At 70.4% G+C, this 22,691-nt stretch carries 22 protein-coding genes; 9 read left to right on the top strand and 13 right to left on the bottom strand.

Annotated features, from left to right (window positions below; all coding sequences use genetic code 11):
- On the bottom strand, positions 1–636 hold the full coding sequence (locus E4P42_RS05040) for a TetR/AcrR family transcriptional regulator (protein WP_135123668.1): 636 nt from the start codon (positions 634–636) through the stop codon (positions 1–3).
- A 118-nt stretch (positions 637–754) separates the two neighbouring features.
- On the opposite strand from E4P42_RS05040, the gene E4P42_RS05035 reads away from it, so the two are divergent.
- Positions 755–2,236 (top strand): cytochrome P450, encoded by a 1,482-nt coding sequence (locus E4P42_RS05035; protein WP_135123666.1) that lies wholly within the window; start codon positions 755–757, stop codon positions 2,234–2,236.
- 44 nt (positions 2,237–2,280) lie between these two features.
- Here the strand turns inward: E4P42_RS05035 and E4P42_RS05030 are convergent, their stop codons facing one another.
- Positions 2,281–2,814: a homocitrate synthase gene (locus E4P42_RS05030; protein ID WP_245233894.1), complete on the bottom strand. Its 534-nt coding sequence runs from the start codon at positions 2,812–2,814 to the stop codon at positions 2,281–2,283.
- Between the two features lie 203 nt (positions 2,815–3,017).
- Between E4P42_RS05030 and E4P42_RS05025 the strand changes: the two genes are divergently transcribed.
- Complete coding sequence (locus E4P42_RS05025) at positions 3,018–3,770, top strand: sulfite exporter TauE/SafE family protein (RefSeq protein ID WP_135123664.1); 753 nt, start codon at positions 3,018–3,020, stop codon at positions 3,768–3,770.
- A gap of 1 nt (position 3,771) precedes the next feature.
- Here the strand turns inward: E4P42_RS05025 and E4P42_RS05020 are convergent, their stop codons facing one another.
- Both E4P42_RS05020 and E4P42_RS05015 read right to left on the bottom strand, forming a co-directional pair.
- Entirely contained in the window at positions 3,772–4,836 is a 1,065-nt protein-coding gene (locus E4P42_RS05020) for a phosphotransferase family protein (RefSeq protein WP_135123662.1), read from the bottom strand.
- Between the two features lie 12 nt (positions 4,837–4,848).
- A complete protein-coding gene (locus E4P42_RS05015; RefSeq protein WP_135123660.1) occupies positions 4,849–5,670 on the bottom strand; it encodes a class I SAM-dependent methyltransferase in 822 nt (273 codons plus the stop codon).
- A gap of 124 nt (positions 5,671–5,794) precedes the next feature.
- Between E4P42_RS05015 and E4P42_RS05010 the strand changes: the two genes are divergently transcribed.
- The gene (locus E4P42_RS05010) at positions 5,795–6,493 is read left to right on the top strand and encodes a helix-turn-helix domain-containing protein (RefSeq protein ID WP_135123658.1); all 699 of its coding nucleotides are present in this window, start codon (positions 5,795–5,797) and stop codon (positions 6,491–6,493) included.
- Positions 6,494–6,532: 39 nt separating this feature from the next.
- Here the strand turns inward: E4P42_RS05010 and E4P42_RS05005 are convergent, their stop codons facing one another.
- Positions 6,533–7,291: an SDR family NAD(P)-dependent oxidoreductase gene (locus E4P42_RS05005; protein ID WP_135123656.1), complete on the bottom strand. Its 759-nt coding sequence runs from the start codon at positions 7,289–7,291 to the stop codon at positions 6,533–6,535.
- A 99-nt stretch (positions 7,292–7,390) separates the two neighbouring features.
- On the opposite strand from E4P42_RS05005, the gene E4P42_RS05000 reads away from it, so the two are divergent.
- The 5 genes from E4P42_RS05000 to E4P42_RS04980 all read left to right on the top strand — a co-directional run bounded on the left by E4P42_RS05000 (position 7,391) and on the right by E4P42_RS04980 (position 13,442).
- Positions 7,391–8,938, top strand: a complete 1,548-nt coding sequence (locus E4P42_RS05000) for a molybdopterin-dependent oxidoreductase (RefSeq protein WP_135123654.1) — start codon at positions 7,391–7,393, stop codon at positions 8,936–8,938.
- Positions 8,939–8,992: 54 nt separating this feature from the next.
- Positions 8,993–9,358 carry a glutamyl-tRNA amidotransferase gene (locus tag E4P42_RS04995; RefSeq protein ID WP_135123652.1) on the top strand — a complete coding sequence of 122 codons (366 nt, stop codon included), beginning with the start codon at positions 8,993–8,995 and terminating at the stop codon, positions 9,356–9,358.
- Between the two features lie 28 nt (positions 9,359–9,386).
- Positions 9,387–10,919 carry an ATP-dependent DNA ligase gene (locus E4P42_RS04990; protein ID WP_135123650.1) on the top strand — a complete coding sequence of 511 codons (1,533 nt, stop codon included), beginning with the start codon at positions 9,387–9,389 and terminating at the stop codon, positions 10,917–10,919.
- 94 nt (positions 10,920–11,013) lie between these two features.
- Positions 11,014–13,305: a carbon starvation CstA family protein gene (locus tag E4P42_RS04985; RefSeq protein ID WP_135123648.1), complete on the top strand. Its 2,292-nt coding sequence runs from the start codon at positions 11,014–11,016 to the stop codon at positions 13,303–13,305.
- Positions 13,251–13,442 carry a YbdD/YjiX family protein gene (locus E4P42_RS04980; protein WP_135123646.1) on the top strand — a complete coding sequence of 64 codons (192 nt, stop codon included), beginning with the start codon at positions 13,251–13,253 and terminating at the stop codon, positions 13,440–13,442. The genes E4P42_RS04985 and E4P42_RS04980 overlap by 55 nt, the downstream gene beginning before the upstream one ends.
- Before the next feature lie 60 nt (positions 13,443–13,502).
- On the opposite strand, the gene E4P42_RS04975 is transcribed toward E4P42_RS04980, so the two are convergent.
- The 7 genes from E4P42_RS04975 to fabG all read right to left on the bottom strand — a co-directional run bounded on the left by E4P42_RS04975 (position 13,503) and on the right by fabG (position 20,618).
- Positions 13,503–14,540, bottom strand: a complete 1,038-nt coding sequence (locus E4P42_RS04975) for a TIGR03857 family LLM class F420-dependent oxidoreductase (RefSeq protein ID WP_135123644.1) — start codon at positions 14,538–14,540, stop codon at positions 13,503–13,505.
- A gap of 48 nt (positions 14,541–14,588) precedes the next feature.
- The gene (locus E4P42_RS04970; RefSeq protein ID WP_135123642.1) at positions 14,589–15,542 is read right to left on the bottom strand and encodes an NAD-dependent epimerase/dehydratase family protein; all 954 of its coding nucleotides are present in this window, start codon (positions 15,540–15,542) and stop codon (positions 14,589–14,591) included.
- A gap of 7 nt (positions 15,543–15,549) precedes the next feature.
- Positions 15,550–16,725 (bottom strand): thiolase family protein, encoded by a 1,176-nt coding sequence (locus E4P42_RS04965; RefSeq protein ID WP_135123640.1) that lies wholly within the window; start codon positions 16,723–16,725, stop codon positions 15,550–15,552.
- A gap of 78 nt (positions 16,726–16,803) precedes the next feature.
- Positions 16,804–17,481, bottom strand: a complete 678-nt coding sequence (locus E4P42_RS04960; protein WP_135123638.1) for a GntR family transcriptional regulator — start codon at positions 17,479–17,481, stop codon at positions 16,804–16,806.
- A gap of 1 nt (position 17,482) precedes the next feature.
- Positions 17,483–18,673, bottom strand: a complete 1,191-nt coding sequence (locus E4P42_RS04955; RefSeq protein WP_135123636.1) for an acyl-CoA dehydrogenase family protein — start codon at positions 18,671–18,673, stop codon at positions 17,483–17,485.
- Positions 18,670–19,884 (bottom strand): acetyl-CoA C-acetyltransferase, encoded by a 1,215-nt coding sequence (locus E4P42_RS04950; RefSeq protein WP_135123634.1) that lies wholly within the window; start codon positions 19,882–19,884, stop codon positions 18,670–18,672. The genes E4P42_RS04955 and E4P42_RS04950 overlap by 4 nt, the downstream gene beginning before the upstream one ends.
- Entirely contained in the window at positions 19,884–20,618 is a 735-nt protein-coding gene (fabG, locus tag E4P42_RS04945; protein ID WP_135123922.1) for a 3-oxoacyl-ACP reductase FabG, read from the bottom strand. Before fabG ends, E4P42_RS04950 begins: the two co-directional genes overlap by 1 nt.
- Before the next feature lie 111 nt (positions 20,619–20,729).
- Here fabG and E4P42_RS04940 point away from each other — a divergent pair, with 111 nt between their 5' ends.
- Complete coding sequence (locus E4P42_RS04940; RefSeq protein ID WP_135123632.1) at positions 20,730–21,911, top strand: acyl-CoA dehydrogenase family protein; 1,182 nt, start codon at positions 20,730–20,732, stop codon at positions 21,909–21,911.
- A gap of 13 nt (positions 21,912–21,924) precedes the next feature.
- On the opposite strand, the gene E4P42_RS04935 is transcribed toward E4P42_RS04940, so the two are convergent.
- Positions 21,925–22,377, bottom strand: coding sequence for a MaoC family dehydratase (locus E4P42_RS04935; RefSeq protein WP_135123630.1), 453 nt, complete (start codon positions 22,375–22,377; stop codon positions 21,925–21,927).
- Between the last annotated feature and the right edge of the window lie 314 nt (positions 22,378–22,691).

Here is a 22,691-nt window from a genome sequence, read left to right as displayed (position 1 = left end):
TCAGCCCTCGCGCAGGTCGGACCCACCCCACAGGCCGTACAGCCACAGCCGTTCGACCACCTCGACCGCGCGGGCCGGATCGTCGCGGCGCCCGACGAACGCGCTGTCCTGGGTCAGCGTCATCGAAGTCGTCGCGGTCAGCATCCGCACCAGCGCGGGCAGGTCGTCGGTGATCGGCCGGGCGCCGTCGTCCTGGCGGATCAGGCCGACGATCTTGTCGATGACCATGTCCTCGAAGTCGTTCATGATCTCGCGGATCTGCGCGTCGGTGCTCTGCGCGACCTTGCACGCCCGCATGATCGGATCGTTGCTCGCGAAGACCGCCGCGGCGTAACCGACCATCCGCCGCGCGAACTCCGACGGCGACTCGTCGGCCTCCCGGGGAGCGTAGTCGTGGCTCAGCTTGGCCAGTTCGGCCATCGCGTCGGCGACGATCACCGCCAGGACCGCGTACTTGGAGTCGAAGTAGAAGTAGAAGCCGGACCGGGCGACGCCGGCGTGTTCGCTGATCGTGCTCACCGACAGTTCGGAGAACGGCCGTTCCTCGAGCAGTGCCCGGACCGCGGCGACGATCGCGTCACGTTGCCGGTCGCCGCGACTGCGGCGGATCTCGGGCGATACGGAATCTGCGGTCATCGCTTCCCACCTTCGCACCGCGGCACGCCAGGAACAAACTTGACATGCGTCAAGTACGCCGGTCAGGATGAACGGAGGTGATGTCCACCACAGCGTTGTGATGATCAGGAGCGTTCAGATGGCGACCATCAGCACCCCGGACTATCTACTCGACCAGGCCAAGCGGCGCCTCACACCGTCGTTCAACAACTTCCCCGGCATGGGTCTGATCGAGCGCAAGCTGCGCAACACCGACTTCCCGCAGAAGCCGATGGCGACCCCGCCCCCGGGCACCGACCTCAAGGCGGTGATGGGCGACTCCGGCCTGCCCGTCATCGGCCACATGATCGAGATGTTCCGCGGCGGACCGGACTACCTGCTGCACGTCTACCGCAAGTTCGGCCCGCTCTACTACGCCGACTCCCCCGCCCTGGCGGCGGTGGCCGCGCTGGGCCCCGACGCGGCGCAGGCCGTGTACTCCAATCGCAACAAGGACTTCTCCCAGCAGGGCTGGGTTCCGGTGATCGGCCCGTTCTTCCACCGCGGTCTGATGCTGCTCGACTTCGAGGAGCACATGTTCCACCGCCGGATCATGCAGGAGGCGTTCGTGCGCACCCGCCTGGTCGGCTACACCGAACAGGTCGACAAGGTGGTCTCGCAGGTCATCGCGAACGACTGGGCGGTCAACGATTCGCGGTTCCTCATGTACCCGGCGATGAAGGAGCTGACCCTCGACATCGCCTCGATGGTGTTCATGGGCCACGAACCCGGCTCCGACAAGGAGCTGGTGACCAAGGTCAATAACGCGTTCACCACCACCACCCGCGCCGGCAACGCGATCATCCGCACGCCCGTGCCGCCGTTCACCTGGTGGCGCGGCATGCAGGCCCGCAAGCTGCTCGAGAACTACTTCGAGGAGCGGGTCAGGGAGCGTCGCGGCAAGGACGGTTCCGACCTGCTCACGGTGCTGTGTCACACCGAGGACGAGGACGGCAACAGGTTCTCCGACGAAGACATCGTCAACCACATGATCTTCCTGATGATGGCCGCGCACGACACCTCGACATCGACCGCGACCACGATGATCTACCAGCTGGCCAAGCATCCGGAGTGGCAGGAACGCTGCCGCGACGAATCCGACCGCCTCGGTGACGGACCGGTGGACATCGAGTCGCTGGAGAAGCTGGAGTCGCTCGATCTGGTGATGAACGAGTCGATCCGCCTGGTCACCCCCGTGCAGTGGGCGATGCGCCAGACCGTGCGCGATACCGAGCTGCTCGGCTACTACCTGCCCAAGGGCACCAACGTGATCGCCTACCCCGGCATGAACCACCGGCTCGAGGAGCTCTACCCGGAGCCGATGAAGTTCGACCCGCTGCGCTTCACCGAGCCGCGCAACGAGCACAAGAAGCACCGGTATGCGTTCAGCCCGTTCGGCGGCGGCGCGCACAAGTGCATCGGGATGACGTTCGGTCAGCTCGAGGTCAAGACGATCCTGCACCGGCTGCTGCGCAAGTACCGGCTGGAACTGCCGCACGCGGGTTACACCACCGAGTGGGATTACGGCGGCATGCCGGTGCCCAAGGACGGTATGCGCATCGTGCTGCGGCCGCTGCACTGACGCGGACCGCCGGGTTCGGCGAAGGGGCGCTGCGCCGCACCGACTCAGGCCGCGGCGAGCAGCCGGTTGGCGCATGTGATGACGGCGCGCAGCGCGGACTGCGTGGAATCCTTCGCCCAGCCCATCGCCCATTCGGCGTGGGCGCCGTCGGACCCGCGCAGGAACGTCGCGGTGTGCGCACCGGCCGAGACCTGGTGGAATGCGACCAACTCCACCGCGATGCCCTGGTCGTGGAGCATGGCGGTCAGGGCCGCGATGGGGCCGCTCGCCGCGGCGGTCGACGTGCTGATCCGGTCCCCCACCGCCAGCGTGGCCTGGTAATTGCGGGCCTGTGGCCCCAGGCGGCCGGCCGGCCGTTCGGCGTCGGTGCAGGACCACTGGCCCAGCCGCAGCGGACCGGTCGCGGTGGCGTACTCGGCGAGGAACGCACCCCAGGTCATGTCGTCGGCCTCCGTGCGCAGACCGCGGGGCAGCGGGGCCGGCAGGACGGACGCGATCGTCGAATGCGCAGATCCGTGCTGCGGCGCGGTCTCGATCTCGGTGGACGCCCACGCGGGTGATGCCGATGCGGTGATCATGTGCCGGTCTTCTCGTTCTCAGGAGGGTGACCGACGGTGTAGCAACGACCCACAGCGAGGGGTCGGTCGAGATCAGACCCCGCTGCGGGTTGCTACTACGAGTCGCCTTGGCACGTGGGTGAGCCTAGCCGTGCTGCACATGCGAGTGCAATCACATTCCGCGGTGGATTTCGGCGCCCCGCGGGCCGACTACTGTCCTCGCAATGGGTTGGCACGACATCGGCCTGCTGCTCGCCGCCGGGATCCTGGGCGGACTGACCGGCAGCATCGCCGGGTTGGCGTCGGTGGCGACCTATCCCGCGCTGCTGGCCGTCGGCCTGCCGCCGGTCGCGGCCAACGTGACGAACACCGTGGCGCTGGTGTTCAACGGCGTCGGCGCGGTGCTCGGGTCGCGGCCCGAATTGCGCGGGCAGGGCGCGTGGATCCGGCGGATCGCGCCGGCGGCGGCGCTCGGTGGCGCCGCGGGGGCGGTCCTGCTGCTGTCCACGCCGGCCGAGGGCTTCGAGAAGGCGGTGCCGTTCCTGCTCGGCGGTTCGGCGCTGTTCATCCTGCTGCCCCGCCGCTCCGCCCCGGCGCACCCGGAGGCCCGTCCGCACGCCGGCCCGGGAGAACTGGCCGCGATTCTGCTGATCTGCGTCTACGGCGGGTACTTCGGCGCTGCGGCCGGCGTGGTGCTGCTCGCGCTGATGCTGGCCAAGGGCAGCGACACGCTGGCCCACGCCAACGCGGGCAAGAACGTGGTCTCCGGGGTGGCGAACGCCGTCGCCGCACTGATCTTCGCAGTGTTCGCCCCGGTCAACTGGCTGGCCGTGCTGCCGCTGGGCCTGGGCTGCCTGCTGGGCTCGCGGTTGGGGCCGGTGCTGGTCCGCCGCCTGCCTGCGACACCGCTGCGGCGGTTGATCGGCGCGGCCGGGCTGGCCCTGGCGGTCCAGCTCGGCATCGACGCCTACCGCTGACTCACCGGAACGGATCGTCACCCTTGGCGACGCGGACGCCCAGCCCGATCAGGTTGGCGGCCGAATCATGCAGGCGCTCACCGGCTTCGCGCGTCGCCCGGCCGGCCAGATAGCGCGACCAGGTGCCCTCGATGACGATGGCGAGCTTGAAGCAGGCCACCGCGAGGTACCAGTCGAGGCGGTCGGTGCGCCGTCCGCCCGCGTCCCGGTAGGCGTCGAGCAACTCGCCTCGATCGGCCAGTCCACCCAGTGCGGACAGTTCCGCACCGGCGTTGATCGGGTTCGGGTCGTCCGGCCAGCAGATCAGCATCCACGCGAGGTCCAGCAGCGGGTCGCCGACGGTGCTCATCTCCCAGTCGATGAACGCCGCCAACTCGGGCGTGTCCCGGCGCAGCAGCACATTGTTGAGATGCGCGTCGCCGTGCATGATTCCCGGTTCGGTGTCGTCGGGCCGGTGGCTGTCCAACCAGTCGGCGAGCAGCCCCGCACCGGGTAGCGAGTCGGGGGCGTAGCGGTCGTGCCGGTAGCTGTCGAGAAGCCGGAGGAACTGCGGCACCTGCCGGGCCAGGAACGATCCGGGCCGTTTGATCGCGGCGAGTTCACTGCCCTCCCACGCCACGTTGCCCAGATGCGCCAGGCTCGCCGCGTAGGACAACCCGACCCGGTGGCGCATCGTGGCGTCGTCCCGGTACGCCGCGGTGACCTCGGTGCCGGGGTTGAACCCGTCGACCTCCTCCATCAGATAGAACACCACGCCCAGAACGTCGAGATCCTCGCAGCCGGCGATGAATCCGGGATGCGGCACCGGCGTTCCGGCGAGCGTGCGCAGCACCGCGATCTCCCGCTGCATCGTCTTGTCGCTCGTCGGCCGGGGATGTACCGGCGGGCGGCGCAGCACCATCGGCCGCCCGTCGAGACGAAGACGCACGACGACGTTCTGCGTACCGCCGGTCAACGGTGCGACGTCGGTGACCGTCGCGCCCAGCCCTTCCCGGTCGGCCCACCGCGTCAGCGCCGCCACATCGTCATCGGACAGGGTCGGCAGTTGCTGCTCGTCGTCGGGCATGCCGACATGGTGTCAGGCTTTGCGGCCCGTCAGCAGCAGATACTCCCATTCCATGCCCGCATCGCCCATCAGCTCGTCACCGAGCGCAGCGATCTCGCGATCGAGGTTCGCGGCCCGCTCAGCGTCGTCCCCGATGTTGCGATACGCGGCGATGGTGGGGCCGTAGACCGCCTTGAAGTAGTCGCGGAACTCTGCGCCGTCGGCGAAGTGGGTCACCGCCAGCATGCGCCGTTCGGCGGTGATGTCGGTGACGCGGTCACCGAACAGCTCGCGGACATGGCTTTCGCTCCCCCACAGCGGCGGCGGCTGCGCACCCGGCGGGGGCGGCGGCATGTAGGGCTTCATCGTGGCGAACAGCCTGCCGATGTGGCCTTCGGGCGTCCAATTGATCAGCGCGATGCGCCCGCCGGGCCGGCACACCCGCACCAGTTCCGCGGCCGAGCGGTCGTGGAACGGCGCGAACATCACCCCGATGCACGACATGACGACATCGAAGTCGTTGTCGCCGAACGGAAGAGCGTGTGCATCCCCCACCTGCCAGTCGAGGTCGAGGCCGGCCTGCGCGGCGAGCGCCCGTCCTGCCTCGAGCAACTCGGGGGTGAGGTCGCTGGCGACCACCGAGGCGCCGGCCCGGGCGGCCGGGATCGCGGCGTTGCCGGTCCCCGCCGCGACGTCGAGGACCCGGTCGCCGGGTCCGATGCCGGCCGCCTCCACCAGGACGGGCCCCAACGGGGCGACCAGGTCGGCCGCCAGTTTCGGATAATCGCCGGACGCCCACATGGCCCGGTGTTTGACCGCCACCTGCTGTTCGACGGTGATGGTGTCTTCGGTCATGACGTGCCTCCCTCGGTCGGTGCAGTCATCGTCGCGCCGTGCCGCACCCGAATCCAGTACTCGATCTGTACTGGTCGGCCCGGTTGGGGGACGATGAGACGGCGGGCGCTGAGGAGGTGGGCCGATGTCGGGTTACGGTCAGTTCTGTCCGGTGGCCAAGGCCATGGAGGTGCTCGACGAGCGGTGGACCCTGCTCGTGGTCCGCGAACTCCTGCTCGGTGGTTCACATTTCAACGAACTGCGGCGCGGGGTCCCGAAGATGTCCCCGGCGCTGCTGTCCAAACGGCTCAAGACCCTGGCCCGGGCCGGGATCGTCGACCGGGTCGAGATCGGCGGTCGCACAACCTATGTGCTGACCCCGCGCGGCCAGGAGCTGGCCCCGGTGGTCGACGCGCTGGGCACCTGGGGCGTGCGCTGGATCGCCGAACTCGGTGACGCCGATCTGGATCCGCACCTGTTGATGTGGGACATCCGCCGGTCGGTCCCCCTCGAGGCGTGGCCGCCCGGGCGGACGACGGTGGCGTTCCGGCTGTCGGGTGTCGACTTGCGGACGTCTCGGTGGTGGCTGGTGGTCACCGACGGGCAGGCCGACGTCTGCGACGTCGACCCGGGTCACGACGTGACGGCCACCGTCGAGGCGGGGCTGCGCACGCTGACCGAGCTGTGGCGCGGCGACTTCACCTGGGAGCAGGCGCTTCTCGATGGCCGGGTGACCGTGTCGGGTCCGGCCGCGGTGCGCCGCGCGGTGCCCGGGTGGATCGGCCGGGGAGCGCTGGCGGCGGTGCCGCGGGCGCCACTGGCCGAGGCCCCTTCGGCGCGGTGACCGACGCTGGGCCTCGGCTACCGCGCCGAAGTCACGCGACTACTTGGGGGCGAAGCGCTGACCGGCGTCGAGGCGGATGCACTGGCCGTTGAGCATCGCGTTGTCGACGATCGCGAGCGCCAGCTTGGCGTACTCGTCGGGGCGGCCCAGCCGCTTGGGGAATGCGGCGTCCTTGGTGAGCTGGGCGGCGAATTCGTCCGGGATGCCCTCGGTGAGCCCGGTGGCGAACAGGCTCGGCGCGATGGCCAGCACCCGGATGCCCAGGCTGCCCAGGTCGCGCGCCATGGTCAGGCACATCCCGGCGATCGCGGCCTTCGACGCGGTGTAGGCGACCTGGCCGATCTGCCCCTCGAACGCGGCGATCGACGAGGTGTTGATGATGACGCCCCGCTCATCGTCTTCGGGCTCGTTGCGGCTCATGTGCGCCGCGGCCAGCCGGCTGATGTTGAAGGTGCCGACCGTGTTGAGGTCCTGCACCTGGCGGAAGACGTCGAGATCGTGGGGGCCGTTCTTGGTCATGGTGCGCATCGCCGAGCCGCCGCCGGCCGTGGTCACCGCGATGTGCAGGCCGCCGAGCGCCTCGACGGCCGCGTTGAGCACGTCTTCCGTGCCGGCGAAGTCCATGACGTCGACCTCGTGGAAGGTGCCGCCGATCTGTTCGGCGACCTCTCTGCCCTTGGACTGCGGTCGGTCCAGCACCGCGACGGCGGCGCCGCGCTTGGCCAGCGCCTCGGCGGTCGCGCGCCCGAAGCCGGACGCCCCACCCACGATGACGGCCTTCTTGCCCTCGATCTCCATCTAGCTCCCTTTCCACATTGCGGTCGGACTGTAAAGGAACCTAGCCGACGTCACGGTCCTGTAAGGCTTTCGGGTGTCCCAGGCGCTACCTTGGCCGTCATGGCCGCACCCGAGCGCTCGACCCGCGCCTGGTGCGGGATCGCCGCCGCCGCGGTGGCACTGGGCGTCACCGAACTCGTCGCGGTGCCGTTCGGCCCGCGCGCCGACGCCAGGACCGCGGTCGGGTCCGCGGTCATCGACGTCACCCCCGGCGCGGTCAAGGAATGGGCCATCGACACGTTCGGGATGGCCGACAAGCTGGTGCTGTCGATCCTGGTGCTGATCGTGATCGCGGTGATCGCCGCGGTCGGCGGCGCCCTGGAGTCGCGGCGGGTTCCGGTGGGCAGCACGCTGATCGTCGCGGGCGGCGTCCTCGGATGCGCGGCCGTGCTGTCGCGTGCCGGGGCAGAGGTCGCGGACATCGTGCCGACGGTGATCGGCACGGTGTGCGGGGTGGCGGTGCTGCGGTTGCTGGTCTGCGGGCGGTTCGAGAACGCACCGGACCCGGCGCCCGGCAGCGGCGTGGACCGCGGCCGCCGGCTGTCGCTGATCACCCTCGGCTTCGTTGCGCTGGGCGCCGCCGCGGGGGCGGCCGGAGCCGCGCTGTCGCGGCGCGCCGCCTCGGTCGCCGGTGACCGCGCCGCGTACGCGCTGCCGCGCGTCGACGTTCCCGCCCCGGCGGTTCCGCCGGCCGTGCAGCCGCCGGGGGTGGCGCTGCCGTCGTTCATCACCCCCAACGCCGACTTCTACCGGATCGACACCGCGCTCAGCGTGCCGCAGCTCGGCCGTGAGCAGTGGCGGCTGCGGATCCACGGTCTGGTGGACCGCGAGCTCACCCTGAGCTTCGCCGATCTGGACCGGTTCGAGACCGTCGAGAAGGTGGTGACGCTGACCTGCGTGTCGAACCCGGTGGGCGGTGACCTGATCTCGAACGCGACCTGGGTCGGCTACCGGGTGCGAGACCTGCTGGCCGAGGTCGGCATTCGCCCGGAGGCCGACATGGTGCTGTCCACGTCGCACGACGGCTTCACCGCGGGCACCCCGGTCGAGGCGCTCACCGATGCGCGCGACGCGCTGCTCGCGGTCGGGATGAACGGCGAACCGCTGCCCACCGAGCACGGCTACCCGGCCCGGTTGGTGGTGCCCGGCCTCTACGGGTACGTCTCCGCGACGAAATGGGTGGTGGATCTGGAGCTCACCCGGTTCGACCGGGCCCAGGCGTACTGGACGAAACTCGGCTGGGGCGAACGCGGTCCGATCAAAACGCAGTCCCGCATCGACGTGCCGCGCGGTGGCGCCGACGTCGCGGCCGGCCCGGTCACGTTCGGCGGCGTCGCGTGGGCCCAGGACCGCGGCGTACGCGCCGTCGAGATTCGCGTCGATTCGCCCGGCGGACAGGGTGACTGGCAACCCGCGCGGCTGGGCGCCGGCTACGCCGACGACACCTGGCGGCTGTGGAGCCTCGACTGGGAGGCCACCGAGACCGGCCCGCACACGATCACCGTGCGCGCCACGGACAACACCGGCGCCGTGCAGACCGCCGACCGGGCGAACCCGGTGCCCGACGGCGCGACCGGCTGGCACAGCGTCACCTTCACCGTCACCTGAGCCGAGGAAAAGCCGGTGGCCGCCGACTCGGTGCCCCCGCTACGGTGACCCACCATGATCACTGCAGCCGACCGGTGGCGCGATGCGCTGCGCGCCGAACTGCTCACCGCCCGTAAGCGGCGGGACGCCGTGCGCGTCTCGGCACTGCGGTGCGCCCTGGCCGCGGTCGACAACGCCGAGACGCCCGATGTCGCCGCCGTGCACATTCCGACGGACGGTCCCGTCGCGGGCAGCGTCGCCGGCCTGGGCGCCACCGAGGCCGCCCGCCGGGTGCTCGGCGAGGAGGAGATCCGCGCGCTCCTGCGGGCCGAGGTCGAGGAGCGCCACACCGCGGCCGCCCAGGCCGAGGCCGGCGGCTTCCCCGACCGTGCCGACGCCCTGCGCGCCGAAGCGGCGGTGCTGACCGGCCTGCTCGGGTGATGTCACACCCCCGTGCCATGCTCGGGGAGTGCTGCTTGTCGACGTGGCGTCGGTGTCGGCCGAGGTCGGCGCCACCTCCGCCCGGCTCGCCAAGACCGCGCTGATCGCCGGTCTGCTGAGGCGGGCGGGTGCGGATGAGGGCGGCCGAATCGCCGCGGTGGTCGTGTCGTGGTTGTCCGGCGAACTGCCGCAGCGCCAGATCGGGGTCGGCTGGGCTGCACTGCGTTCGCTTCCGCCGCCCGCGGAGGACGCCTCGCTCACCGTGGCCGACGTCGACGCGCGGTTCACCGAGATCGGCGCCGTCGCGGGCAAGGGCTCGCAGGCCCGGCGGGCCGCGCTGCTGGCCGACCTGTTCGCCACCGCCACCCCGGCCGAGCAGACGTTCCTGCGCCGGCTGCTGACCGGGGAGTTGCGCCAGGGTGCGCTGATCGGGGTGATGGCCGACGCCGTCGCCAAGGCCACCGGGCTCCCGGCCGCCGGGGTGCGCCGCGCCGCCATGCTCGCCGGTGACCTGCCCGCGGTCGCCGCCGCCGCGCTGACCGGCGGCGATGCCGCACTGGCCGAGTTCACGCTGCAGGCGGGCCGGCCGGTCGGTCCGATGCTCGCCCAGACCGCGACCGGGGTGGCCGATGCGCTGCAGCGGTTGGGCGGCAGCGCGGTGTTCGAGGCCAAGCTCGACGGCGCCCGCGTGCAGATTCACCGCCGCGGCGGTGAGGTGTCGGTGTACACCCGCTCGCTCGACGACGTCACCGCACGGCTGCCCGAAGTGGTCGAGGCGGCCCTGGCGTTGCCGGTCACCGACCTGATCGCCGACGCCGAGGCGATCGCGCTGCGCCCCGACGGCCGTCCGCACCGGTTCCAGGTCACCGCGTCGCGGTTCGGCCGCGCCGCGGCCCGCGCCGAACATCCGCTGTCGGTGTTCGTGTTCGATCTGCTGCATGTCGACGGCGACGACCTCCTCGACCTCCCCACCGTCGACCGGGTGCGGGTGCTCGACGAGCTGGTGCCGGCCGCGCACCGGGTCGACCGGCTGATCACCGACGACGCCGAGGCCGCGCAGCGGTTCCTCGACGCCACGCTGGCCGCCGGCCATGAAGGGGTGATGGCCAAGGCGCCCGGCGCGCCGTACGAGGCCGGCCGCCGCGGCGCCGGCTGGCTGAAGGTCAAACCGGTGCACACCCTCGACCTGGTGGTGCTGGCGGTCGAATGGGGCAGCGGCCGGCGCAGCGGCATGCTGTCCAACATCCACCTCGGCGCCCGCGACCCGGCGGGCGGCGGTTTCGTCATGCTGGGCAAGACGTTCAAGGGCATGACCGACGCGATGCTGCAGTGGCAGACCGAGCGCTTCCTCGGCCTGGCCGAAGGACCCACCGATCAGTACGTGGTCCGGGTGCGGCCCGAGCAGGTGGTGGAGATCGCGTTCGACGGGGTGCAGACCTCGACCCGCTACCCGGGCGGGATGGCGCTGCGGTTCGCGCGGGTGCTGCGCTACCGCGACGACAAGTCCGCGGCCGAGGCCGATACCGTCGACACGGTCAGGGCGTTCCACGAGCGCGGTTGACGCGCACGAAAGCACCGGATTCGGCCCAACGCCGTTTTGGTCGGTGCAAGGATCGACTCACGTCCGACACTGTCGTCGCACCGAGGGAGGGACCGTGGCCACGCCCACCGCCGCATCCGAACGCTTCGAGGAGACCGACGGCGACGTCACCTATATCCGCACCGACCGGGACCTGCCGCCGGTCGCGATCATCGACCGGTCCCCGATCAGCACCAGGCACAAGATCGTGTTCGCGCTCATCGCCGTCGTGGGCGCCGTCGCCTGGGCGGTGATCGCGTTCTTCCGCGGTGAGACCGTCAACGCGGTGTGGTTCGTGATCGCCGCGATCTGCACCTATGTCGTCGCATTCCGCTTCTACGCCCGGCTGATCGAGATGAAGATCGTCAAACCGCGCGACGACAACGCCACGCCTGCCGAGCTGTTCGAGAACGCCACGGACTACGTGCCGACCGACCGGCGCGTGCTGTTCGGGCATCACTTCGCCGCGATCGCCGGCGCAGGCCCGCTGGTCGGCCCGGTGCTGGCGATGCAGATGGGCTTCCTGCCCGGGACCATCTGGATCATCGTCGGCGCGGTGTTCGCGGGGTGTGTCCAGGACTTCCTGGTGTTGTCGATCTCGACGCGCAGGCGCGGCCGGTCACTGGGGCAGATGGCCCGCGACGAACTCGGCGCGGTCGGTGGCGTCGCCGCGATCGTCGGCGTCCTGGTCATCATGGTGATCCTGCTGGCGGTGCTGGCGCTCGTGGTGGTGCAGGCGCTGGCCCAGAGCCCGTGGGGCGTCTTCTCGATCGCGATGACCATCCCGATCGCGATCTTCATGGGCATCTATCTGCGGTTCCTGCGGCCGGGTCGGGTCTCGGAAGTATCGGTCATCGGTGTGGTGCTGCTGCTGCTCGCGGTCATCTCCGGCAGTTGGGTGGCTGAGACCTCCTGGGGCGCTTCGTGGTTCGACCTGTCCCCGGTCGCGCTGAGCTGGTGCATCATCATCTACGGCTTCGCCGCGTCCGTGCTGCCGGTGTGGTTCCTGCTGGCCCCGCGCGATTACCTGTCGACGTTCATGAAGGTCGGCACGATCGCGCTGCTGGCCGTCGGCATCCTCATCGCCCGCCCCGTGATGGAGGCGCCGGCGATCTCGTCGTTCGCCGGGAGCGGGACCGGTCCGGTGTTCGCCGGGTCGCTGTTCCCGTTCCTGTTCATCACGATCGCCTGCGGCGCGCTGTCGGGCTTCCACTCGCTGATCTCGTCGGGCACCACGCCCAAACTGCTCGAAAAGGAAGGGCAGATGCGGCTGATCGGATACGGCGGCATGCTGACCGAGTCCTTCGTCGCGATCATGGCGCTGATCACCGCCGCGATCATCAACCAGCACCTGTACTTCACGCTCAACGCGCCGACCGCCCAGACCGGCGGCACCGCCGAGACCGCCGCGGAGTACGTCAACGGCCTCGGGTTGTCCGGGGCGCCGATCACCCCCGAGGAGATCAATCAGGCCGCCGAGAGCGTCGAGGAGTCCTCGATCGTGTCGCGCACCGGTGGCGCGCCGACGTTGGCGTTCGGCATGTCCGAGGTACTGAGCGACGTCTTCGGCGGCGCTGCGCTCAAGGCGTTCTGGTACCACTTCGCGATCATGTTCGAGGCACTGTTCATTCTCACCACCGTCGACGCCGGCACCCGCGTCGCCCGCTTCATGCTGTCGGACGGCCTGTCGAATCTCGGTGGCCCGCTGCGCAAGCTCAAGGACCCGAGCTGGCGGATCGGCGCCTGGATCTGCAGCGTGATCGTGGTCGCGGCGTGGGGCAGCATCCTACTGATGGGCGTGACCGACCCGCTGGGCGGGATCAACACGCTCTTCCCGCTGTTCGGCATCGCCAACCAGTTGCTGGCCGCGATCGCGCTGACGGTGGTGACGGTCGTGGTCATCAAGAAGGGCCACGTGAAGTGGGCGTGGATCCCCGGCATTCCGCTGGTGTGGGATCTGATCGTGACGCTCACGGCGTCGTGGCAGAAGATCTTCTCCGGTGATCCGAAAGTCGGGTACTGGACGCAGCACTTCCAGTACAAGAACGCGCTGGCCCAAGGCCAGGAGTCGTTCGGGGCGGCGAAGAACGTCGACCAGATGAACGATGTCATCCGCAACACGTTCATCCAGGGCACCCTGTCGGTGGTGTTCGCCCTGCTGGTGGTGATCGTCTGCGCCGCCGGTCTGGTGATGGCGATCCGTGCGGTGCGCGGTACCGCGCCGCCGTCCACGGAGGAGCCCGAGGTGCCGTCGCGGATCTTCGGCCCGTCCGGTCTGGTCACCACGGCGCATGAACGGGAGGTGCAGAAGCAATGGGACGCGCTACCGACCTCGTCGGCCAGATCCGTTGGTACGTCGGCTCACTGATGGGCGACAACCACTATCAGCGCTACCTCGAGCACCGGCGGCGCACCCATCCCGGCGAACCGGTGCTCAGCGAGCGCGAGTACTGGCGGATGCGGCACGCGGCCGCCGACGCCAACCCGGGCGCGCGCTGCTGCTGACCGCGCGATTTCGATGTGCTCGGTCGCGCTTCCCGCGACCGAGCACACCGAATCGCTGAGTCATCCGCGGTAGGCCCGCACGATCGGCTCCAGCTCGTCCGGAGTCGCGCCGTGCATGATCAGCGCGTCGGCGCCGTAGTCGAATTCGCGGCGGATCCGCGCGACGCACTGTTCGGGTGAACCGGTGGCCGCCGGCTGCAGCCACTCGTCGGGGATCAGCGTCGCGATGTGCTCGATCTGGTCGGGGGTGGCCTTGTGGTCGATGCCGCCGGCGATCGACGTCACGACCGGATCCTCCCGGAACCGTTGCAGCACCGCCGGATCCCAGTTGTTCGTCGACACGAGCAGATCGCCGTAGCCCTGCAGATAGGTTGCCAGCCGCGCCACCGTCTTCTTCAGCCGCAGCGCCTCGGGCAGGTGGTCGCCCACAGTGGCGAAACACGACCACACCCGCACCGTGGCGGGGTCCCGGCCGGCCTGTTCGGCCGCGGCCTTCACGGTGCGCACCGCCCGCTGCAGGGTCTCGGGAGTGAAGTAGGTGTGCAGGATGACGTCGTCGAATGCCCGCCCGCCCAGGGCCAGGGTCTGCGGCCCGAACGCGACGAGCGCCAGGCGGATGTCCTCACGGAAATCGGGATCCAGGAACAGCACCGGGTACGTGCCGAGCGGACCGTCGTGGTCGAAGATGACCTCACCGCGCCACAGCCGACGCATCACGTGCGCGAAGTCCTCCATCTGCGCGGTCGTGACGGCCGGTACGCCGAACGCGCTGTAGAGCGCGGCGATGCCGCGGCCGATGCCGAGGGTGAACCGGCCGCCCGAGAGCCGGTGCATGGTGGTTGCCCACGATCCGGTGATCAGCGGGTGGCGCGTGTTGTGATTCGTTGCCGCCGTGGCGATCTGCATCCGGCCGGTGACGGCGCACGCCGCGCCGACCAGCGACGACGCCTCCTTGACATTCCACCGTTCGCTGATGAACGCGGTCCCGAAACCGAGGTCCTCACCCCGGCGCGCCTCGTCCATCAGCGTGGCCGGGCCGTCTCCGCCGGCGCCCGCCAGCAGGTAGTAGCCGAGTTCGTCGAGCACGCCCTCGCTCACACCCACACCCTCTCGTCGTCACCGCAGGCCCCGTTCCGACCTCCATGCTCACAGGTCGATCACCTTTTCACCACGGGCGCGGCGTTCGACGTAGCACCGTGCCGCCCGGCGGATCGCCTCGGGCGCCGGTCCGGGGTGCCACCCGAGGTCACGGACGGCCTTGCCGTGGTCGGCGGGCGACGTCATGGCCAGCAGCCGGGCGGCGGCCGTATTCAACGGGAAGTCGGTGCCCAGCAGCCGGTTCGCGGTCCCGGTCAGCGCGGCGACCACGTACACCAGCGCCATCGGCACCCCGAACCTCGGCGGCCGGGCACCGACGGCTTGCGCGGCGACGGTGAACATCTCGCGGTGGGTCATGTACCGCTCGGAGACGATGTAGCGCTCCCCTACCCGGCCCCGCTCGGCGGCCAGCACCAGCGCCTCGGCGGCGTCGTCGATTCCCACCACCTCGGCGCCGACACCCCGCAGATAGACCGGTGCCCGCCCGAACGCCGCGGGCAGGCCGTGGTCGCGGGCATAGCGCAGCACCAGATCCTCGGCCCGGCTGCAGGAGTCGATGTAGGGCCCACCGGCCCCGGGCCAGTCGACCGGCGTGTCCTCGGTGACCGTCTGACCGTCCGCGCCGACGGCGATGGTGCCGATCGTGCTCAGGAACACGAACCGCTGCAGGTCCGCGGTGACGGCGATGTCGAGCACCCCGCGCAGCCCCTCGACGTTGGTGCGGAACAGCGGCCCCGGATCCGCCAGATGCGCGCGGGTGTCGACGACGCAGTAGAACACTACGTCGCGGTCGGCCATCGCGGCCACCACGGCCGCGGTGTCGAAGATGTCGCCGTAGCATCGCTGGACGTCGAGCCCGTCGATTCCTCTGGTGGAACTGGTGTGGCGCACCAAGACCCGCACCTCGTCGCCGCGGTCGACGAGCCGCCGGGTGACGGCGGCGCCCACGTTGCCGCTGGCGCCCAGCACCAGCGCCCGCCGCCGGGCGGGGGTGTCGCCCATGGTTGGGTTAGACCTCGATGACGACCGCGCCGCCCTGACCGCCGCCGGCGCACATCGCGGCGACGCCGATGCCCCCGCCGCGCCGCCGCAGATCGTGGATCAGCGTGGTGACCATCCGGGCGCCGGACGCGGCGATGGGATGGCCCAGGCTGCAGCCGCTTCCGGAGACGTTCACCGCGTCCTCGTCGAGCCCGTGGGCGCGGCATGCGGCGATCGGCACCGACGCGAAGGCCTCGTTGATCTCCCACAGCGCGACGTCCGACGCGCTGAGCCCCGCCCGGTCCAGGACCTTGCCGATCACCGTGACCGCGCCCAGGCCGGTGTCGCGCGGCGCGACGCCGGCCGCCGCCCAGGCGCGGACCGTGGCCAGCGCTGTCAATCCCTCGGATGCGGCGTAGTCGCGGTCGACGAGCACGGTCGCCGCGGCGGCGTCGTTGGTGCCGCTGCTGTTGCCCGCGGTGATCGAGAAGCCCTCGATCTCGGGATGCAGCACTTTGAGCCCGGCCAGCTTCTCGACCGTGGTGTCGCGCCGCGGGTGTTCGTCGACGGTGAACTCGGTGACGGTGCCGTCGGGCAGTTCCACCTTGAGCGGGACGATCTCCTCGACGAACCGGCCGGCGTCGATCGCGGCGACCGCGCGCTGATGCGACCGCGCCGCCCAGGCGTCCATCTCCTCGCGCGTGATGCCGGCGGCCTGTGCGGTGTTCCATCCGACGGTGATGGACATGTCCCGGGTGGGGGCGTCCGGCGTCTCGACGTGCGTGGGCGGCATCCACCGCTCCTCGAACTTCAGCTCCGGGCCGGGGATACGCCAGTTCACCAGCGGGGTCATCGACAGGGACTGCACACCGCCGGCGACCAGCACCCGCTCCATCCCCGAGCCGATCTGTGCCGCGGCGTTGCCGATGGCGGTGAGGCTGCCGGCGCAGTGCCGGTTCACCGACTGGCCGGGCACGTGCTGCAGGCCGGTGGCGTCGGCCGCGTAGCGGGCCAGATCGCCGCCGCCGTAATGGGATTCGGCGAAGACGATGTCGTCGATGTGCTGGGGGTCGACGCCGGAGCGGCGGATGACCTCGGGCAGCACCGTGGTGATGAGGGTCTCCGGCGGGGTGTTGACCAGCGCGCCCTTGAAGGACCGGCCGATGGCGGTGCGCGCGGCGCCGACGATGACGGGTGTGGACATGTGTACCGACTCCGGGGGTCAGGCCGCGTCCGCGGCGCCTTGCATGTTTACAGGCACCGTAGCATTTGTAAGGTCTGGTCAGTCTTGCGGATCGACGACACCGCGGGCGACCAGATGGGCGATCAGCGGCTCGGCGCCCGCCGCGAGGTGCTCGGACATCGCCGCGCGGGCCGCGTCACCGTCCCGCTCCCCCAGCGCCGCCAGCAGCCTGCGGTGGTGCCGCGTCGAGCGGTCCGGCCAGCCCTCGATGGTCGGGAACACCGACTCGGGCGCATAGCGGGTGATCTGCGACATCAGCTGGGCGAGCTTCGGCGAATCGGCGGCGACGTTGATCGCCCGGTGGAATTCGTGGTTGAGCCGGACCGCGTCCTCGCCGTCGCCACGGGCGTAGGCGTCTTCCAGCGCCTCCTGCAGCGCGGTGAGTTCGCGCAACTGGGCGTCGGTGACGTTTCCGGCGGCGCGCGCGGCGAGCTCACCGCCGACGTAGGCCTGCACGTTCGACACGTCGGCGAGGTCGCGCCGGGTCACCGGCAGCACCATGAACCCGCGCCGGGGCTGCTGCGCCAGCAGCCCCTCGGCGCGCAGTTCGAACAGCGCTTCCCGCACCGGTGTGACGCTGATGCCGAGTTCCGATGCCAGCTGTTCGAGCCGGATGTAGCGGCCGGCCGGGTAGGCGCCGTCGAAGATCCGGCGGCGCACGAAACGTGCGACGTCCTCGGCCAGCTGGGGTCGCGCGGCGAAACCCGGTGCGGACATGTCAGATCCGGTACTCGTCGAGCAGCCGCTTGCTGATGATGTTCTTCTGTATCTCGCTGGTGCCCTCGCCGATGAGCAGGAACGGCGCGTCGCGCATCAGCCGTTCGATCTCGTACTCCTTGGAGTAGCCGTACCCGCCGTGGATGCGGAAACTCTGCTGGGTCACCTCGGCGCAGATCTCGCTGGTGAGGTACTTCGCCATGCCCGCGGCCACGTCGTTGCGCTCCCCGGAGTCCTTCAGCCGAGCGGCGTTGACCATCATCAGGTGCGCGGCCTCGACCTTGGTCGCCATCTCCGCGAGCTGGAACGCGATCGCCTGGTGTTCGGCGATCGGCCTGCCGAACGTCTGCCGCTGCTGGGCGTAGCGCACGGCGAGCTCGAACGCGCGCAACGCCACCCCGCAGGCACGCGCGGAGACGTTGACCCGGCCCACCTCGACGCCGTCCATCATCTGGAAGAAGCCCTGCCCGGGCCGCTCACCGAGGACGTCGGCCGCATCGGCCCGGTAGCCGTCGAAGATCAGCTCGGTGGTGTCGATGCCCTTGTACCCGAGTTTGTCGAGCTTGCCGGGAATCGTCAGCCCGGGCGTGACCTCGCCGAACCCCTCGGGCTTCTCGATCAGGAACGCGGTGAGGTTGCGGTGCGGCTTGTCGGCGCCTTCGTCGGTGCGTACCAGTGCGGCCACCAGCGTGGAGCTGGCGCCGTTGGTCAGCCACATCTTCTGACCGTCGATCACGTAGCCGTCGCCGTCGCGGCGCGCCCTGGTCCGGATCGCCGCGACGTCGGAGCCGAGTTCGGGCTCGGACATCGAGAAGGCGCCGCGGGTTTCGCCGGTGGCCATCCGCGGCAGGAAGCGCTGCTTCTGGGCGTCGGTGCCGTGCTGGCGGATCATGTAGGCGACGATGAAGTGGGTGTTGATCACCCCGGACACGCTCATCCAGCCGCGGGCCAACTCCTCGACGCACAACGCGTAGGTCAGCAGCGACTCACCCAACCCGCCGTACTCCGGCGGGATCATCAACCCGAACAGGCCCATGTCGCGCATCGCGTCGACGATCGCCTGCGGGTAGGCGTCGGCGTGCTCGAGTTCCTGGGCGTTCGGGATGATCTCCCGGTCGACGAATTGCCGTACGGTCGCCAGGATCTCGGTCTGGAACTCGGTCAGCCCCAGCGTCTGCGCCAGTTTGGTCACGCGGCCACCCGCTCGAACACCGCGGCCAGCCCCTGCCCGCCGCCGATGCACATCGTCTCCAGCCCGTAGCGGGCGTGCCTGCGGGTGAGCTCCCGGGCCAGGGTGGCGAGCATCCGCCCGCCGGTGGCGCCCACCGGGTGCCCGAGCGAGATGCCCGACCCGTGGACGTTGGTCCGCTCCCGGTCGGCCGCGGTGAAACCCCACTCGCGCATCACGGCCAGCGCCTGGGCCGCGAACGCCTCGTTCAGCTCGATCAGGTCGATGTCGGCCCACCGCAACCCGGCCCGCGCGAGCGCGACCTCGGTGGCCGGGACCGGACCGATCCCCATCACCCCAGGCGCGACGCCCGCGACTCCCCACGACACCAGCCGCACCAGCGGCGTCAGTCCCAGCGCGGCGGCGTTCTCGGGAGTGGTGACCAGGCACATCGACGCGGCGTCGTTCTGCCCGCTGGCATTGCCCGCCGTTACGGTCGCGTCGGGATCCTGTTCCGACAGAACCGGTTTCAGCCGGCTCAGGGAATCCATCGAGGTGTCGGCGCGGGGGTGTTCATCGGTGTCGACGACCTCCTCCCCGCGGCGGGTACGCACCGTCACGGGGACGATCTCCTCGGCGAGGATGCCGTCCTTCTGCGCGTTCACCGCGCGCTGATGGGACGTCACGGCGAGCTCGTCCTGTTCGGCGCGCGAGATAGCGTACCGGCGGCGCAGGTTCTCGGCGGTCTCGAGCATGCCGCCCGGCACCGGATGGTCGCGACCGCCGGCGGTGGTGCGCCCGCGGGCCAGCGCGTCGTGGACGGTCACCCCGTGCCGCCCAGCGCCCCACCGCATATCGGTCGAGTAGAACACCACGTTGCTCATGCTCTCGGCGCCGCCGGCGACCACGACGTCACTGGCGCCCGAGCCCACCTGCAGGCAGGCCTGGATCACCGCCTGCAGCCCGGAGCCACACCGGCGGTCGATCTGCATCCCCGGCACGGTGACGGGCAGGCCCGCATCCAGGGCAATGACCCGTCCGATAGCGGGCGCCTCACTACTCGGGTAGCAGTGCCCCAGGATGACGTCGTCGACCGCGTCGGGCGCCAGTTCCGTCCGGTCCAGCAGCCCGCGCAGCGCGGCCACGCCGAGGTCGACCGCGGTCAGCGTGCGGAACATGCCGCCGTACCGCCCGATCGGCGTGCGCACCGGTTCGCAGATGACGGCATCGCGCATCAGAGGTGCCTACCGCCGGTGACCTCGAGCACCGTGCCGGTCATGTACGACGACAGATCGCTGGCCAGAAACAGCGCCACCTTGGCGACCTCCTCGGGCTCGCCGGCGCGACCCATCGGCACCTCGGCCAGCTTCTGGTCCCAGATGTGTTGCGGCATGGCTTCGGTCATCGCCGACCGGATGAGACCGGGCTGGATGGCGTTGACCCGCACGCCCAGGTGGGCGAGCTCCTTGGCCGCGGCCTTGGTCATCCCGACGATGCCCGCCTTGGCCGCGGAGTAGTTGGTCTGCCCGACCAGCCCGACCTTGCCGGAGATCGACGACATGTTCACGATCGCGCCGCGCTTGTTCTCCCGCATGACCGCCGCGGCCGACTTCAGCCCGTTCCAGGTGCCCTTCAGGTGCACGGCGATCACCTGGTCGAACTGCTCCTCGGTCATCTTGCGCAGCGTGGCGTCGCGGGTGATCCCGGCGTTGTTGACCATGACGTCGAGTCCGCCGAAGCGCTCGACCGCCGCGGCCACCAGGGCCTCGACCTCATCGGCCCGGGTGACGTCGCAGCGGACGGCGGCAGCGACGTCCGCACCGCCGAGTCGGGTGGCCGCGGCCTCGGTGGCGGCCTGGTCGAGGTCGCCGAGCACCACGCGGGCCCCCTCGGCGACGAAGCGCTGCGCGATCGCGTACCCGAGTCCCTGGGCGCCACCCGTGACGACCGCGGTCTGGCCGGTCAGCATCGACACCTGATCACCTGCCTGCTCGTCCGGGGCCCACACCGGGCCCGTTCGGCGCCGATCTTATTTCATATACGATATTTGTGGCCAGCCGATCCGACAGGAGGTCACCCGATGAGCGAGGTCAGTGACGAGGACTTCGGTGAGATCCTCGCCCAGACAAGGCATTTCATCCGCACCGCGGTGTTACCGCGGGAGTCGGAGATCGCCGACGGCGACCGGGTGCCCGACGACCTGCGCGAGCAGGCCAAGAAGATGGGGTTGTTCGGCTACGCGATCCCGCAGGAATGGGGCGGCCTGGGCCTCGACCTGCGCCAGGACGTGGAGCTGGCGATGGAGTTCGGCTATACGTCGCTGGCGCTGCGATCGATGTTCGGCACCAACAACGGCATCGCCGGTCAGGTCCTCGTCGGCTTCGGCACCGACGAGCAGAAGCAGCGGTGGCTGGCCGGGATCGCCTCGGGCGAGGTCGTCGCCTCGTTCGCGCTCACCGAACCCGGCGCGGGTTCCAATCCCGCCGGGCTGCGCACGCGGGCGGTGCGTGACGGCGTCGGCGAGGGTGCGGACTGGGTGATCAGCGGCAGCAAGCAGTACATCACCAACGCCCCGACGGCCGACCTGTTCGTGACGTTCGCGCGCACCCGGCCGGCCGACGCCGACGGCCCGGGCATCGCGGTGTTCCTCATCCCGGCCGATGCCGCCGGGGTCCGCGTTGGCGCCAAGGACGCGAAGATGGGCCAGGAGGGCGCGTGGACCGCGGACGTCTCCTTCGACGACGTTCGGGTGGGCGCTCACGCGCTGATCGGCGGCGCCGAGGACATCGGGTACCGCGCGGCGCTGACGTCGCTGGCGCGGGGCCGGGTGCACATCGCCGCACTCGCGGTCGGCGCTGCGCAGCGCGCGCTGGACGAGTCGGTGTCCTACGCGGCCACCGCCACCCAGGGTGGCCAACCGATCGGCGAGTTCCAACTGGTTCAAGCGATGCTGGCCGATCAGCAGACCGAGGTGATGGCCGGCCGCGCGCTGGTGCGCGACGCGGCGCGGCAATGGGTCAGCGGGGAGGACCGGCGGATCGCCCCGTCGGCGGCCAAGGTGTTCTGCACCGAGATGGCCGGCCGCGTGGCCGATCTGGCCGTGCAGGTGCACGGCGGCGCCGGATACATGCGCGACGTCCCGGTGGAACGGATCTACCGTGACGTGCGCCTGCTGCGCCTCTACGAGGGCACCAGCGAGATCCAGCGGCTCATCATCGGCGGCGGGCTGGTCAAGGCGGCGCGCAAACGCCAGGGCTCCTGACCGGCCGACCCACTCAACCGATGAAGCGCACGATCGCTTCGGCCACCGCCGCCGGCTTCTCGGCTCCCTCGATCTCCACGGTGATCGTCGTGGTGGCCTGAACGGCGCCGTCGAGGCGGTCCACCTTGGTGATCTCCCCGCGTGCGCGCACCCGCGCGCCGACCTTGACCGGGTTGATGAACCGAACCTTGTTGTAGCCGTAGTTGATCGCCATCGCGATGTTGTCGACCCGGTACAGGTCGTGGCTGAAGCGCGGCAGCAGGGACAGCGTCAGCAGACCGTGCGCGATCGCACCGCCGAACGGTCCGTCCGCCGCCCGCTCCGGATCGACGTGGATCCACTGGTGGTCATCGGTGGCGTCGGCGAACAGGTTCACCCGCTCCTGCGTGATCTCGAGCCATTCGGTCGGGCCGAGGGCACTGCCCTCCGCCGCCGCGAACTCATCCAGTCCACTGAAGGTCTGCACGGACGTCTCCTCTCCTTCCGCGGGTGGCGCCTCCCCCGCTGGGGAGCAATCTACGGTTCGCGGCCCCTCCCAGGCTGCGCGGGGCGGCCCCCGGGAGGGTCGCGACCGAGCGCAGCGGCCGACGGCTGAATTTGCTGAATTCGCACCACTTGGTTTAATCCACCGCTTCGCGGAGTGTATTTACCGCGACCACGACGGCCCCCTCTCCGCCATCCGGTCGCGCGCACTCACACCCGATTCTCGCCTAAAGGCTTTCCCACCGCATTCGGAACGGCAGCCGCTGTGAGCAATTCCGCCATCGGCGGCCGGGTCGG

This window comes from Mycobacterium sp. PS03-16 (assembly GCF_004570325.1).
Taxonomy (GTDB): Bacteria; Actinomycetota; Actinomycetes; order Mycobacteriales; family Mycobacteriaceae; genus Mycobacterium.
This window is presented reverse-complemented; position numbering and strand designations above follow the sequence as displayed.